At 64.9% G+C, this 13,563-nt stretch carries 13 protein-coding genes; 8 read left to right on the top strand and 5 right to left on the bottom strand.

From position 1 onward, the window contains the following. Window positions 1-176 precede the first annotated feature (176 nt). Window positions 177-1,058, bottom strand: coding sequence for an endo alpha-1,4 polygalactosaminidase (locus LGM89_RS23465; RefSeq protein ID WP_226274031.1), 882 nt, complete (start codon window positions 1,056-1,058; stop codon window positions 177-179). Window positions 1,059-1,165: 107 nt separating this feature from the next. Between LGM89_RS23465 and LGM89_RS23470 the strand changes: the two genes are divergently transcribed. The 3 genes from LGM89_RS23470 (at window position 1,166) to LGM89_RS23480 (ending at window position 3,849) form a co-directional block, all read left to right on the top strand. Continuing rightward, entirely contained in the window at window positions 1,166-1,441 is a 276-nt protein-coding gene (locus LGM89_RS23470; protein WP_144023159.1) for a hypothetical protein, read from the top strand. Window positions 1,442-1,831: 390 nt separating this feature from the next. Beyond that, on the top strand, window positions 1,832-2,791 hold the full coding sequence (locus LGM89_RS23475) for a GNAT family N-acetyltransferase (RefSeq protein ID WP_226274032.1): 960 nt from the start codon (window positions 1,832-1,834) through the stop codon (window positions 2,789-2,791). Between the two features lie 56 nt (window positions 2,792-2,847). Then, complete coding sequence (locus LGM89_RS23480; protein ID WP_226274033.1) at window positions 2,848-3,849, top strand: fatty acid desaturase family protein; 1,002 nt, start codon at window positions 2,848-2,850, stop codon at window positions 3,847-3,849. Between the two features lie 156 nt (window positions 3,850-4,005). Here the strand turns inward: LGM89_RS23480 and LGM89_RS23485 are convergent, their stop codons facing one another. The 4 genes from LGM89_RS23485 to LGM89_RS23500 all read right to left on the bottom strand — a co-directional run bounded on the left by LGM89_RS23485 (window position 4,006) and on the right by LGM89_RS23500 (window position 8,711). After that, complete coding sequence (locus LGM89_RS23485) at window positions 4,006-5,181, bottom strand: chitinase (RefSeq protein WP_319001511.1); 1,176 nt, start codon at window positions 5,179-5,181, stop codon at window positions 4,006-4,008. Window positions 5,182-5,660: 479 nt separating this feature from the next. After that, window positions 5,661-6,371, bottom strand: coding sequence for a lytic polysaccharide monooxygenase (locus LGM89_RS23490; RefSeq protein WP_226274034.1), 711 nt, complete (start codon window positions 6,369-6,371; stop codon window positions 5,661-5,663). 478 nt (window positions 6,372-6,849) lie between these two features. Beyond that, window positions 6,850-7,887: a LysR family transcriptional regulator gene (locus LGM89_RS23495; RefSeq protein WP_089498416.1), complete on the bottom strand. Its 1,038-nt coding sequence runs from the start codon at window positions 7,885-7,887 to the stop codon at window positions 6,850-6,852. An 80-nt stretch (window positions 7,888-7,967) separates the two neighbouring features. After that, a complete protein-coding gene (locus LGM89_RS23500) occupies window positions 7,968-8,711 on the bottom strand; it encodes an SDR family oxidoreductase (protein WP_226274035.1) in 744 nt (247 codons plus the stop codon). A 205-nt stretch (window positions 8,712-8,916) separates the two neighbouring features. Between LGM89_RS23500 and LGM89_RS23505 the strand changes: the two genes are divergently transcribed. The 5 genes from LGM89_RS23505 to LGM89_RS23525 all read left to right on the top strand — a co-directional run bounded on the left by LGM89_RS23505 (window position 8,917) and on the right by LGM89_RS23525 (window position 13,496). After that, a complete protein-coding gene (locus LGM89_RS23505; protein WP_226274036.1) occupies window positions 8,917-10,482 on the top strand; it encodes a PLP-dependent aminotransferase family protein in 1,566 nt (521 codons plus the stop codon). Window positions 10,483-10,783: 301 nt separating this feature from the next. Further along, on the top strand, window positions 10,784-11,284 hold the full coding sequence (locus LGM89_RS23510; RefSeq protein WP_089498413.1) for an Ohr family peroxiredoxin: 501 nt from the start codon (window positions 10,784-10,786) through the stop codon (window positions 11,282-11,284). 122 nt (window positions 11,285-11,406) lie between these two features. Further along, window positions 11,407-12,408 carry a bestrophin family protein gene (locus LGM89_RS23515; RefSeq protein WP_089498412.1) on the top strand — a complete coding sequence of 334 codons (1,002 nt, stop codon included), beginning with the start codon at window positions 11,407-11,409 and terminating at the stop codon, window positions 12,406-12,408. Between the two features lie 199 nt (window positions 12,409-12,607). Continuing rightward, window positions 12,608-13,087, top strand: coding sequence for a carboxymuconolactone decarboxylase family protein (locus tag LGM89_RS23520; protein WP_046546535.1), 480 nt, complete (start codon window positions 12,608-12,610; stop codon window positions 13,085-13,087). Between the two features lie 4 nt (window positions 13,088-13,091). Beyond that, entirely contained in the window at window positions 13,092-13,496 is a 405-nt protein-coding gene (locus LGM89_RS23525; protein ID WP_226274037.1) for a cupin domain-containing protein, read from the top strand. Window positions 13,497-13,563: the final 67 nt, after the last annotated feature.

Consider the following 13,563-nt stretch of genomic DNA (forward strand, 5'->3'; position numbering starts at 1 on the left):
GCATGAGGAATGGGGTTGACCTGCGTCAATGGCCGGCCCGGGCGACGCGGGCCGCGAACCGGCATGCTGTCGATGCCGCACCGATGCCTGCGCGCGCCCCCGTCCGTGTGCGCAGTCGCGATGCCCGTGTCGTCATCGCGGCCGGTGCGATCGGACGCGGCGACGCGCACCGCCGTTCACTCGAACCGGCAGGCCGCACGCGGCAGCGCCGCCAGCGTGTCACTCGACAGTTTCAGAATGCCGTCGAAATTGGCCTGGTTGTCCGCCGGGCAGAACGCCGCGAGCGTCATGCCGTCCGGGCGCGTGTACTCGACATTGAACACGGCCTTGTTCAGCGCGATGAAGCTCGCGTAGTCGCCGCACTCGTGGAACCTGTTGCATTGCTCGTTGAGCGCCCAGTCGGCCACTTTCGCCATCGCGGCAGCGATACCCGAGCCGTTCTTGAGGCCCATCGACATCCCGCGATCGTGCGCGGCGGCAATCAGCGCCGTGTTGTACCGCAGCTGGTCGTCACGCGTCAGCGGAAAGCCGGTTTCCTGGCGATAGCTGTCGTCGAGATCCGGCTCGATGCCGTCGCAGCCCTTTTTCCTCGCCTGGTCGAGCCGCGCCAGCATCAGCGGCATCAGGATCGTGGTCTGGCGAATGTCCAGCCAGCGTTCGTGATCCTCATACCCTTCGACGGGATTGCCGAGCACGCTGTCCGGAAACTTGCCGGCGTCGCCACGGGTGTCCTCGCGCCCGCCCACCTCCATGTAGCAGACGACATAGATGCCCTTCGCCTTCAGGCGCTGGATCGTGCCGGCATCGGTCAGCTCCATGTCGACGTCGAACATCTTGCGCGGGTTGTTCACGCCGTCCAGCACCGTCTCGTTGATCCGGTTGCCGTCGATCTGCCATTGCCAGCTCGTGCCCGGCACGAGCGGCTTCCACGTGGCGGCCTGCGATGCCCGCACGGAGGTGGCCGCGAATGCGCTGGCGGGAGTGGACGAATCGGAGTCGCCTCCGCATGCCGCGAGCAGCAGCACCAGCACGAATGAAGCGAACGATCTTGCGGACATGGCGAATCCTTTGCCTGTTGGGCGGCTTGTCAGGATGCGAGGGTGCGAGGGAAACACGTGCAGCGGAACGCGGGCGATGCCTCTGCCGATACTGCGGTGGTGCGCGAATGCGCGAGGTACGTGCGGATGGTAGGCGGGAACACTGCGCCCATCTGTTCCGATTTGTCGATTTTTGTGGGCAGGGTGGGCGCCGGCAAGCCGTCAACTTCGTGATGGTCGAGCACCGTCGACACGCGGCGACCGCAGCCGGCGAAATCGGCGTTTTTACATTGGAAACCTATAACGCATCAAAAGCAAAAATAAAACGACTTTGTTTTTCAGAATCAAAAAATGGAACCGATGTCACGATATTTTTATTTACAGCACTTCAACCACTCCGATGAATTATTCAATTCCTGAAGAAGATTTGCGGATGCCGCCTTCATCTCTTCAATCCATTTTCAGTCGACGTGAGGCACCCTTCCCGAGACCCGCCACACAAGCCGATTTCCGCCATTCTCCTCGTGACGTCACGCTCGTTTTCGACAACCATCACCCTCATCATTCAAACGAAATCAACAATGAATAAATCGATTGAATTTGTTTGACAATCAAACGTAAGGATAATTAAAGTCGTCGCCGACGATGCGCGGGTCGCCTCCCGATTCGCGCAACCATCCACCCTCACCAGGGCAAGCAAGGCGATGAATTCAATTGATGGCAGCACCGCAGGCGGGAACCGCGTCGAGCCCAACGGCGCCCGCCACCGGCCACTCCGGATCCGCCGCGGAACGGTGTCGGACACATCGGGAATCTGCGCGCTGTTCGAACGGGAATACGGCGACTCGTCGCACCCCTGTCTCGATGCGGGCTACGTGAGGCGCGCCGTCTCGAACAAATCGGAACTGTGGTTCGTCGCCGAAGAGGAAACGCACGCGACGATCGGTTGCATGAGCGTCAGCTACAACGCGCAGAATCGCTCGTGGGAATACGGCCGCGCGATGATTTCCCGGGATCATCGTCACTTGGGCGTCCTGTCGGCGCTGATGCAATCCGCGATCGACACGTTGCCGGCCGCGGATCACGACCTGGCGTTCGCGATTGCCCGCACCGATATCGCGCTGCGTGCGTTGCTGCGACATCTCGATGGCGTCGTGGTCGGCCACGACGGGTCACCCGACAGCGCGCATGGCGTGCGTGAACATCACGTCATCGCGCTCGAGACATTCCGCTCGCCGCGCTTCAGGCATTGCCTGCCGCTCTCGCCGCTCTTCCGCGAATCCGACGTTCTGCGCAGCGCGATCTTCGAACCGCTCGGTGTCGCCGGAACGCCGGCACCGTATCCCGACACCTGTTTCTGGGGGCATGGGTACGAGTGCTCGGACGACTTCACGTTTCGTGTCGACGAGCGGGCCGATGCGATCTATCTCTGCCAGCATGCAGGCGGCCCGTTCATGACCGAGCGCGACGTCACGGCCGACCTGCTGCGTTTCCTGAAACGGCGCGGCACGACGGCCTATGTCGGCGCGATCGTGCTCGCCGACAAGCTGACGCTGGTCAAGGCGATGCTCGAAGCCGGATTCCGCATCACGGCCTATTTGCCGGCGTGGCACTGGAGCCGCGGCGCGCGCTACGACTGCCTGCTGCTCGCCCGGCGCGACAACGGCTTCGCGAGCAAGAACGGACTCGACGCACACATCGACGTGCTCGATGCCGCCTACCGCGAGATCGGCCAACGCATCCTGTCCACCTGAGATCCACGCCGGCCACGCGCCGCGCCCCCCATCAATCCACTCAATCGAGGTAGCACATGACCCAAGACGAATGGCGCTCGGTCAAGGCGACATTGCCGAACGGACCCACCGGACACCTGACGCTCGCGCTCTGGTTCGCCGATGTCGCATTGCTTGCCGCCGCGTGGGTGCTCTGGCTCGCCGGCGGGCCCGGACGCATCGCCGCGCTCGTCCTCGCCACGCTCGCGCTGATTCACCTCTATCTGATCTTGCACGAGGCACTGCACAACGCCGCATCGCGTTCGCGCGCGTGCAACGAGGCCATCGGCCATCTCTGCGGATGGATCATCGGGTTGCCGTACCTGCCGCGGCGCAGATCGCATCTGGGCCATCACGCGTGGACCGCGCACCCGACACGGGATCCGGAGAATCGCAAGATGATCCAGAAGTTTTCCGTGATGACGGAACGCGGCGCGCGTACGCTCGAATTCATCTGGCGGCACTGGATCCCGATGATGGCATTCAATCATTTCCTCAGCCACTGGATCGCACCGTTCCTGCACCGCGACACGCCCGCGCATCGCGCGAAATCGAATACCGAGATCGCATTCAGTGTGATCTACCTGGCCGGTTACGCGGCGGTCGGCGCGCTGGCGTATCGTGCGGGCGTGCTCGGCAGCCTCATCGCGTTCTCGACGATCCTGTGGGTCGTGTTGCTGATGGCCGTCGAGCTGCTCAACCTTCCGCATCACGCCGAGATCCCGCTGCTGGCCGACGACGCGGCACGCCCGCCGCTCTGGGAGCAGGACGTGGTGTCGCACAGCTGCGCCCACGTTCCGCTCTGGTCACGCTGGGTGATCCTGAATTTCAACCTTCACGTCGCCCATCATGCGTACCCGTGGTTGCCGTGGTACGACCTGCCTCGCGCACAACGGCTGCTCGATGCCGTCTCGACGGCCGAGGCGCCGCGCCAGACCCACGAGTGGGCATTCGCCGTGACCAAGCGACGCCGGCCGCTGCTCGAACTGATGGGGCACTTCTTCGACAAGCGTGGCGCATCGTCCCAGGGTGGACGCTGACGCTCCGCCCTGGCGAGCGCAGCCGTCGAGTGCCGCCGGCACGGCCCTCGACAACGGCGATGCCTCCGGTTGCCGGTCGAGGAAATCGGAGACCATGCGAAACGTCGTCGCAATCATACGAGCGGCCCGCATGGTCTCCTCCCTGCCCGGCTTCATTCATTTACCGGGCGCCAGGCCGTTGGCAAACCGGTTCGTATAACCAAGCGTACCGACACCGCCGATCGAATTGCACGTCGACGATGCGGCGCCGGGCGGACAATCGACGTCACGGTCGAACGACCAGAAGTGGACACCCGCGAGACCATTCTGTTTCACGAACTGCGCCACGGTGTCCGCGTCCGCCGGCGTAAAGGTTTCGCCGACCACATCGTTGCCGCCGATCATCGGCGTCAGCTCGATCTGGTTGTACGGGACGCCCCAGTGATCGTGCAGGTTCATCGCCGCCTGGATCGCCGACTGTCCCATCTGGCAGGTGCCGTTCGCGACCACGCAGTTCCCCGCGCTAGCCGACCCGTAGTCCATCGTCATCAGGTCGATGGTGTAGTTCTTCAGGCCGGCCGCCTGGATCGCCTGCATGACCCAGTCGCCGTATATGTTGAAGCTGTCGGGGGCGCTGGCGCCCCACGAGCTGGCCGTGGTCGCGCCCTGCTGGGAAGGCGCCAGCGTCGCCAACGTGAAGCTGAAGCGCAGGCCGGGATATTTCTGCTGGGCGACGGCCACGCGCTGGACGAGATCGTTGATCACCTGTTGCGTCTGCCCGCCCTCGATATCGAAATCGATGCCGATCAGGTTGCTCGATGCATAACGATCGATGAAGGCCGCCATGCCCGCATCCGTCCCGCACGTGAACATGCCGGCCGCGCCGCCGGTGGAAATCACGTAATTCACATTGGCCGCGGTGAACAGCGGCACATTGGCAGCCGCCATTGCGCCGCCGTCGACGCCCGCCCAGTTCTCGCTGCCGCATTCACCGGTCGCGAACGCGAGCGTCATCGTACGGACACCGGTTGGCAGCACCGACAGCACCGGGCTCAGCTGACCCGTGACGTTCGTCGAGATGACGTTGGTGTTCCAGTTCATCGAGATCGTCGCGTCCTTGTACGGGCTATAGACGAATGCCGGCGCCGTGCCGGTACCCGATGCCCTCGCCGCGGCAGCGCCGGTGCCGGCGCCTAAAAACGACCCTGCCAGCAAAAGCGCCAGCACGCCCTTCAAGGTTGATCGCCGCATGATTCCGGTGTGCTGGTTGCGCTTCATTTTCATGCCCTCGATTCCGGTCTGGCTCATGATTTCCCCTTTCGATTGACAACGCTCCGCCCAGGTCGAATTCAAAAGAAATCAACCTGACAAATTGCCACTTGAAGACAAATTCCGATATTGATTCCGTCTTTATCTCAACGACGAGAAACAATTCGACGGCCGATGTAGTGATCCTTCAATTCAGCGCCGGCACTTCGATTTGTTATACTACATAATCATCAGGCATCAACCCTGGAATCGATTATTTCCATCAATATCGAAACCCGAAATATTCACGCGATCGCATCGCTCTATTGCAATTGTCGCGATTCGACAATTCAAACGGATAACTCGCAGCCATCCGACCGATTGTTCAAGGCGACGAAATTCAGGCGATGCGATCCGGCCGTACGACGGCGTCGCGCGGGTGGGCGGAGAGGCAATGATGGGGCTGCTTCGGCAAGCCGGGCGGGAGACTGCCCGGTCGGTCGGCGAGCGCATCGGCGCTCCTGAGCGGCGCTCTTCCATTCATGACGCCCGGGCGTCGCCGGGCGCGTCGGGTTGCAGCGGTATCAGAACGGGCTGCGGGTCGTATCGCCGTTGGTGAACGTCGCGTCGACGACCTGATAGAACGCCATCGCCGTATCCGCGACTTCCCAGACCGCCAGGATGACGTGGTAACCGCTACGCATCGGCAACCGGCATTGGTGAATGGTCGGCTGCTGCGGCACCAGGTTCGCGTTCGGATCCCAGTACGGCTGGCCGGGATTCTGGATCGTGCAGAACGGCGTGGGCTCGAACTGCGCGCGCGTCAGCTTTTCCGACGGGTTCCAGTCGGCGCGCGTAATGAAGTAGTTCCAGCGACGCGTCTTGTGCACGGCGCTGAATTCCCATTTGAAATTCTGCAACGCGCCCGGCCGCAGCGGGATCTTCTGCCAGCGGCTCGGCGACTGCTCGTTCAGCACGGGCAGCGGGCCATTCGTGCTGGCGCCGGCGATTTCGCCATCCGGCGGCGGTGCGGCATTCTTCGCGTCGGCCGGCGCGAACGGATCGGACAGGCCGCTTTGCGTCGCGGGGAAGAACTTGCCGTTCTCCATCGCGTTCGCGTGCCACGCGTCGACGTGGCAGTTCGGATTCTGCCCTTGCGTGCACAGCACGATACGCGAAGGCGGTTCGGTCAAACGGCCGTGCGCGTGAGCACCGGCCGCCGCGACCAGCAGTGCCACGCCGGTCAACGCGCATGGCACCACGGAAGCAACGTATCTGCGGATGATCTTGTTCATGAGCCCTCATGACATCGATGTCGGAACGGATATGCGCGTGTCGGGCCCGCCGCAGGATCCCCGGCAGGGGTTCCTGTCGGCACGTCGTCGCGCACACTGATCGGCAAAAGCGGCAACCCGATGAATCCGCGGCGCGCGATGATGAATCGCCGCGTTTTCTGACAAATCACTTTCACCGAACCGAACCTTATCCGCTAAAACCTGAAAAATAAACGTCCCGTATTGATAGTTTTTTAATTTCGATCAAACGCCTGATTCGTTTTTAATTTCAGCCGGTTTTTTCCAGGCTTTAATTGCACGACATTGAATAAACCGCCCATTCATTAAGACACCGTTATCGATCATTCGGCAGGCGGCTTTGCGCACTCGACTTGCACTGCGTGGTTCGTCGTTGCTTCGACCGATGAAAAAATCGTGGCCGGTGGACGATTTCCATGGAAGCCGGCGGGCCGCCCGCTTTCCCCAAGCCCTTAATTCTTCAAGCAGCCAATCCCGTCGACGAAGCAACCGTGAGGTCCCGATTGAACTGCGTCATGCAGTTCAGGTCGAGCGCGCGAATCTGCTCGGTCATGAAATCGACGAAGATGCGGATGCGCGTCGGCAGGTGTTGTCGACTCAGATAGCAGATGTAATGGCCGCGATCTTCCGGCACATGCTTCGCCAGCGCGACGACGAGCGCCTTCGATGCGAGATGGTCGCGGATCTGGTAGCCCGCCAACTGTGCGATGCCCGCGCCGTTCAGCACCGCGCGCAATACCAGGTCCGCGTCGTTGAACGTGAGGCGCGAGGTCGGCAGGTACTTCCGCGGGCGGCCGTCGACATTGAACTCCCATTCGAACAGGCGTCCGCTCGCGAACCTGAAATTAATGCACGCGTGCCGGTCGAGGTCGTCCAGGCTCTGCGGAAGCCCGTGCGTCGCCACGTACGACGGCGCCGCGCAGAGCGCCATCTGCATCGGAATCAATTGGCGGGCGATGATGCTGGAATCCTCGATGCGCCCGTTGCGGAACGACACGTCGATCCGCTCGGACACCAGGTCGATCGGCCGGTCGTCGAGCAGCAGGTCGATATCGATGTCCGGGTACGCGTCCGCGAATTTGGCCAGCAGCGGCGCCACGATCTTCCGGCCGAAGCCCACGGCCGAACTGATGCGAATGAGGCCGCGCGGCGGCCCCTGCCGCAACTCGAGCATGTCGTTCATGGCTTCCACGATCTGCGCCACGCCCTGATGGCAGTTCTCGTAGAAGCGCCGGCCCTCGCACGTCAGTTCGGTCGTGCGCGTGGTCCGCTGGAACAGCCGCGTGCTCAGTTGCGCCTCGAGCTTCTGGACGTTCCGGCTCACGGCCGGCCGCCCGACGCCGAGCCGTTCGGCGGCCTTGGTGAAGCTGCCCTCGCTCGCCACGGCAACGAATGCCAGGATGCCCGCATAGCTCGCGCCAAAGCTCGCCGACAGGGCATTGGCGCGACCGGCCAGGTCGCGCCGCACGCCGTACTCCGATGGTTCCGAATGATTCATTTTCCGCTGCCCCCATGCCAATCATCCCGATTGCCCGCGATCCGCGGGCGCCTGCGAACCGTCACACGTGCGAACGCGAATCAGCGTCGCGCCAACCACGCGTCGAGGCCGATGCGGCCGAGTCGCGCATTCCCGAGCGGCACCAGCGAGGTTTCCTCGACGCGCCCGCCGTAGTAGCGGGCCTCGCGATCGGTCACCACCGCGCGCGGATCGCCGACCGATTTCAGGTAGCGCGCGACGATCTCCGCGAACGGCGCGCGATCCGGGCCCGCGATCTCGACCGTGCCGTTCTGCGGGCCGCCAAGCGCGATCTGCGCGACGAGCGCCGACACGTCTTCCGCGGCGATCGGCTGGAACAGGCCGTCGCCGATGCGGACCGCGCCGTCTTGCGTGCTGAAGTCCGCGATGCCGCCGATGAATTCCATGAATTGCGTCTCGCGCACGATCGTGTACGGCACGCCCGCCGCTTCGATCGCCTGCTCCTGCGCGACCTTGGCCAGGAAATAGCCGTTCTCCGGCATCCGGTCGCAGCCGACGATCGACAGCGCGACGTGATGGCGCACGCCCGCGGCCACTTCGGCCTTGCCGAGATTGCGTGCCGACGTGCGGAAGAAATCCAGTACCGCCTGCGGCTCCCACGACGGCGCGTTCGTCACGTCCACCACGACATCCGCGTCCGTCAATGCATCGGCCAGCCCCTCTCCCGTGACGGTATTGACGCCGGTGCTCGGCGAGGCGGCCAGCGCCTGATGACCTGCTTCGGCGAGCAGCGTGACGACACGCGAGCCGATCAGGCCCGAACCACCGATGACAACGATTTTCATCGCACAATCTCCTGACGATTGGATTAGACGGGAATGCGACCGGGCGTGACGGGTGCCGGATCCGGAGGAGGCGGTCAAGACCGTCGCATCGCGTGACGCAATTGTGGAAGAATCATGTCCTATCCATCAGTGCCAAGAATCGGCGATCGGACTAGTCCAAGCTGGATCCGATCCTGTCCCTGCGTGCGTTACCCGAGAAGCCGCGATGTCCGAGCCCACTCTTCCGCTGACCATCGAAATCGACCGGCAGCACCAGTTGCCGCTCTATCTGCAGATTTGCGAGCGGTTCCGGGCCGCGATCGCCGCCGGCCACCTGCGCCCCGGCGACCGCGTACCCGCGCTGCGCGGCCTGGCGACGCAACTGAACACGGCGCGCGGCACCGTCGAACAGGCCTACACGATCCTGGTCGACGAGGGCTATCTGCAGATGCGCGGCGCGGCAGGCACGTTCGTCTCGCCGTCCTTGCCGATCTCGCTGACCCGGGCGTCGCCGCCGCGCACCGGTACCCCGCCGAACCGGCCCGGCGAACCGGCGGCCCCGCCGCGGGCGTCGACGCCGGCCCCTTCGACCCCTTTGGCCCAGTCAGCCCCGTCGATCCCGCCCGCCGACCTCCAGCCGCCGCGGCGCCCGCAGCCGATCGCCGTCGCGCTGAGCGGCGAGCCGAGCCCGTTGCAGCCCGGGCTCCCGGCGCTCGACGCGTTTCCGCGCAAGGTCTGGCACCGGCTCGTGTCGCTGCGCGCGCGCAGCGGCGAACGCGCGCTGCTCGGCTATCCGAATCCGGCCGGCTACCGGCCGCTGCGCGAACACATCGCCACCTATCTGACGCTGTCGCGCGGCGTGACCTGCGTGCCGGACCAGGTCTTCGTCACCGGCGGCTACCGCGCCACGCTGGAACTCATGCTGCGCAGCCTCGCACGGGCGAACGACCGCGTGTGGTTCGAGGATCCCGGCTACCTGCTCGCCCGCGGCTTCCTGTCCGAGACCGGCGTGCAGCTCGTCCCCGTGCCGGTGGACGACGAAGGGATCGACGTCGCGCGCGGCATGCAACTGGACCCGCAGGCCCGCTTCGCGCTGGTGACGCCGTCGCATCAGAGCCCGCTCGGGCATACGCTGTCGCTGTCCCGCCGCATCGCGCTGCTGGACTGGGCCGCCAGGACGTCGGGGTGGATCGTCGAGGACGACTACGACAGCGAGTTTCGTTATCTCGGCCGCCCGCTGCCGGCGCTGAAGAGCCTTGACCGACGCGATCACGTGATCTATTGCAGCACCTTCAGCAAGGCGATGTATCCCGGCCTGCGGCTCGCCTACGCGGTCGTGCCCGAGCGCGCGGTGGAGCGCGTCGAGCGCGTGGCATGCAGCATGAATGCCGGTTCGCCGCCCCTCCTGCAGGCGGCCCTCGCCGACTTCATCGAGCAGGGGCACTTCGCGCGGCACCTGAAGCGGATGCGCGCGCTGTACGGCGAGCGCCGCATGCTGATCGTGCACGCGCTGCGGCAGGCGTTCGGCGAGCGGCTGATGGTCGAATTGCCGGCGGGCGGCATCCAGTTCGCGGTGCAGTTCACCGACGGGCCCGACGGACCGGTCGACGACGTCGCCGTCGCTGCCCGCGCGCGCGACGCCGGCCTGGCGGTCCTTCCGCTGTCGATCTGGTATACGAACAGCCACACGCGGCAAACGCCGCGCGGCCTCGTCATCGGGTTCGCGAACATCGTCGACGCGGACGAAGCGCAACGTCACGCGCGAACGCTGCGCACCTGCCTGGACCGCTGACGCGCGGCGCGCAACGGCCGGGCGTCGCGTCGCGATCCCGATTGGTGCCCGAAGGGAAACATTGAATCGCCCGGGACGGCCATACCGCCGCCGATCGTGCTCCTCTAGCATGGAGGCGTCTTTTCCCGGAGACCCGCCAGGGATCGCACCGCACCGGAAGATCGCCGCAGCGCTCGTGCGATCGTTCGCGCCACGCGTGCCTGGCGACGCTATCTGCCCGGGGCCGCGCCGCCCCGTTCGCCACACGCTTCGACACACGACTGACCGGGAATCGAAGCGGCGCTGAACTCGAGCACGCATCATGGACGACCAGAAGCTCCAGGCCCCTCCGCTTTCCCTCCTCGACCGGTATCGGGGCCACGCGTTTCAGCCGCTCTATACGACGAGCGTCACCGTGACCGGCGGCGAGACGGGACACGGCCGCGCGTCGGGCGTCGTCCGCTCCGACGACGGCAGCCTTGCCCTCGAACTGCGCCTGCCCACCGAACTCGGCGGCCCGGGCGGCGGCACCAATCCCGAACAGCTGCTCGCCGCCGGCTACGCCGCGTGCTTTCATGGCGCGCTGAACCTGCTCGAACAACGCGCCGGCACGGCGCCGGCAGAGACCGCGGTGGAGGTGCGGGTTGCGTTCGGCCGTGATCCGATGGACGGCGGTCATGCGTTGATCTTCGAGGTTCGCGTCCGGATGCGCGGCGTCGAGCGCAGCGTCGCCGAAGAGCGGGTGCGCGCCGCGGAGCGCCTGTGCCCGTACGCCAAGATGGCCAGGCAAGGCGCCGTGAATGTCGTGACCGTCGTCGACTGACCCGACGCGCGTCGTGCGGCGGCGGCGCCCGGCCCGCCGCCTGCCTTCGCCGCCGTCGCCTCGTGCGTGGCCGCGCCGCTGCGCGTCTCGCGCCCCGCTGAGTCCTCGATGAGGTCAAAGACATGCATCTCGGAAAATCCTACAAGCTGGCGGAATTCCTGATCTGGACGCGCTGGAAAGTTTACGAGCTCCTCGCTTTCGGGGCCGTCCCGGTCGTCCTGTACACGTTCTTTTCGGTCAGATGGTTGTCGATCCCGCTGACGATCGTGGCGCTGCTCGGCACCGCGACGTCGTTCATCGTCGGCTTCAAGAATGTCCAGACGTACAACCGCGCCGCGGACGCGCTGGACATCTGGATCGGCGTCCTGAGCAAAAGCCGTCGCTGGGGGCAAGTCGTGCAGGACTTCGTCGGCGACGAAGAGATCGCGCGAACCCTCGTCTATCGCCACCTTGCGTGGCTCACCGCGCTGCGCTACGACTTGCGCCGCCCGCGCGTCTGGGAAAGCACGAACAAGCGCTACAACGCGGAGTACCGCCGGTACTATCGCGTGCCGGAGTGGGAACAGGACATCCGGGAACTGCTCCCGGCGTACCTGTCGCCGTCCGAAGCGGCCCAGGCGTGCGCGTCCGCCTCCATCGCGACGTTCGTGCTGAGCCTGCAACGCCGCACGCTCGCGACGCTGCACACGGCCGGCCGCCTCGAGACGAGCTTCTACATGGACCTGCACAAGACGATCGGGGATTTCACCGACCTCCAGTCGCGCGCGGAGCGTTTCAAGAATTTCCCGTATCCGCGCCAGTACGCGACCGTCAGCTCGCTGTTCGTCCGATTCTTCTGCCTGTCTTTGCCGTTCGGTCTGCTGAACGAGTTCAACCGGCTGAACGACGGCGTGAGCGGCTTCATGCACGGCTACATGGTCTGGCTGGTGGTGCCGTGCAGTGTCGCGGTGTCGTGGATGTACACCTCGCTCGACCAGGTCGGCGAGAGCACCGAGAACCCGTTCGAGGGCGGCGCGAACGACGTGCCCATTTCGACGCTGTGCGGCACGATCGAACGCGATCTCAGGGCGATGCTCGCGGAACCCGCGGGCGCACCGTGCGGCGACACGGTCATCGCGCTGTAGTGAACCGTGCGCCTTTCCGCCGCGGTTGAGATCGACCGCGCCCCCGACATGGATTGGTGCCGAAGCGGCAACAGAATGCGCACCTGCCGGGCACTACTGGCCCGCGGGGCGCGCGATTACGATGTTGTCAGGCAGGCCGTGCGTGGGGCGCCACATGCAGGGCCGGCAGTCGCGATTCCACATTTCAGGAGAACCGATCATGACGCAACGTATCAACTACTTCCAGCAATCGCCGGAGCTGACCAAGAAGCTCGTCGAACTCGACGGACTGTTTCAGAAGACGACGATCGAGACGCCGATCCGCGAGCTCGTCGAGATTCGCGCATCGCAGCTCAACGGCTGCGCGTTCTGCGTCGACATGCACACCAAGATGGCAAAGATCCACGGCGAGCGCGAACTGCGCCTGCATCACGTCGCGATCTGGCGCGAGTCGACGCTGTTCTCGCCGCGCGAGCGCGCCGCGCTCGCCTGGACCGAAGCGCTGACGCAGATCCCGTCGCACGGTGTGCCCGACGAGCTCTACGAACGCGTGCGGGGCCACTATTCCGAGAAGGAACTGTCGGATCTCACCTTCCTCGTGGGCGCCATCAACTGCTGGAACCGGCTGAACGTCGCCTTCCGCGTCGTGCCCGGCTCGTTCGACAAGATGTTCGGGCTCGACAAGGCCAACCTGGAGTAACGACATGAAACGCCTCATGCTCGCGCTGGCACCGCTCGCGCTGTCGCTCCTGGCCCCCGTTCAGCCGGCCGCCGCCGCCCCGCACGCCACGGTGACGCAACTGACCACGGAACCGTTGCCCGAGTATCCGGGCAAGGAAGTGGAAATGATCGTCGTGAACTATCCGCCCGGGGCCGTCGATCCCGTGCATCGCCACGATGCTCACGCCTTCGTCTACGTGCTCGACGGCAGCATCGTGATGGGCCTGAACGGCGGGAAAACGGTCACGCTCCATGCCGGCGACACGTACCACGAAGGACCGGACGACGTGCACACGGTCGGACGAAACGCCAGCAGCACGAAGCCGGCGAAATTCGTCGTGATGCTGCTCAAGAACAAGGGCGCGCCGGTTCTCACCCCGGTGAAGTAAAGCGATCGCCGCCTGGGCCCGGCAACGCCGGGCCGGGTGCGCGAGGCGATCCCGCGGGCGTCGCCGC

Origin of the sequence: Burkholderia sp. AU31624 (assembly GCF_020420065.1) — a bacterium.
In the GTDB taxonomy this organism is placed as follows: Bacteria; Pseudomonadota; Gammaproteobacteria; order Burkholderiales; family Burkholderiaceae; genus Burkholderia.

What these genes read in the sequence shown, in the direction of transcription:
- LGM89_RS23465 (WP_226274031.1), bottom strand. Translation starts at nt 1,058, where the DNA reads ATGTCCGCAAGATCGTTCGCTTCATTCGTGCTGGTGCTGCTGCTCGCG.
- LGM89_RS23470 (WP_144023159.1), top strand. Translation starts at nt 1,166, where the DNA reads ATGCGCGAGGTACGTGCGGATGGTAGGCGGGAACACTGCGCCCATCTG.
- LGM89_RS23480 (WP_226274033.1), top strand. Translation starts at nt 2,848, where the DNA reads ATGACCCAAGACGAATGGCGCTCGGTCAAGGCGACATTGCCGAACGGA.
- LGM89_RS23490 (WP_226274034.1), bottom strand. Translation starts at nt 6,371, where the DNA reads ATGAACAAGATCATCCGCAGATACGTTGCTTCCGTGGTGCCATGCGCG.
- LGM89_RS23495 (WP_089498416.1), bottom strand. Translation starts at nt 7,887, where the DNA reads ATGAATCATTCGGAACCATCGGAGTACGGCGTGCGGCGCGACCTGGCC.
- LGM89_RS23500 (WP_226274035.1), bottom strand. Translation starts at nt 8,711, where the DNA reads ATGAAAATCGTTGTCATCGGTGGTTCGGGCCTGATCGGCTCGCGTGTC.
- LGM89_RS23505 (WP_226274036.1), top strand. Translation starts at nt 8,917, where the DNA reads ATGTCCGAGCCCACTCTTCCGCTGACCATCGAAATCGACCGGCAGCAC.
- LGM89_RS23510 (WP_089498413.1), top strand. Translation starts at nt 10,784, where the DNA reads ATGGACGACCAGAAGCTCCAGGCCCCTCCGCTTTCCCTCCTCGACCGG.
- LGM89_RS23515 (WP_089498412.1), top strand. Translation starts at nt 11,407, where the DNA reads ATGCATCTCGGAAAATCCTACAAGCTGGCGGAATTCCTGATCTGGACG.
- LGM89_RS23520 (WP_046546535.1), top strand. Translation starts at nt 12,608, where the DNA reads ATGACGCAACGTATCAACTACTTCCAGCAATCGCCGGAGCTGACCAAG.
- LGM89_RS23525 (WP_226274037.1), top strand. Translation starts at nt 13,092, where the DNA reads ATGAAACGCCTCATGCTCGCGCTGGCACCGCTCGCGCTGTCGCTCCTG.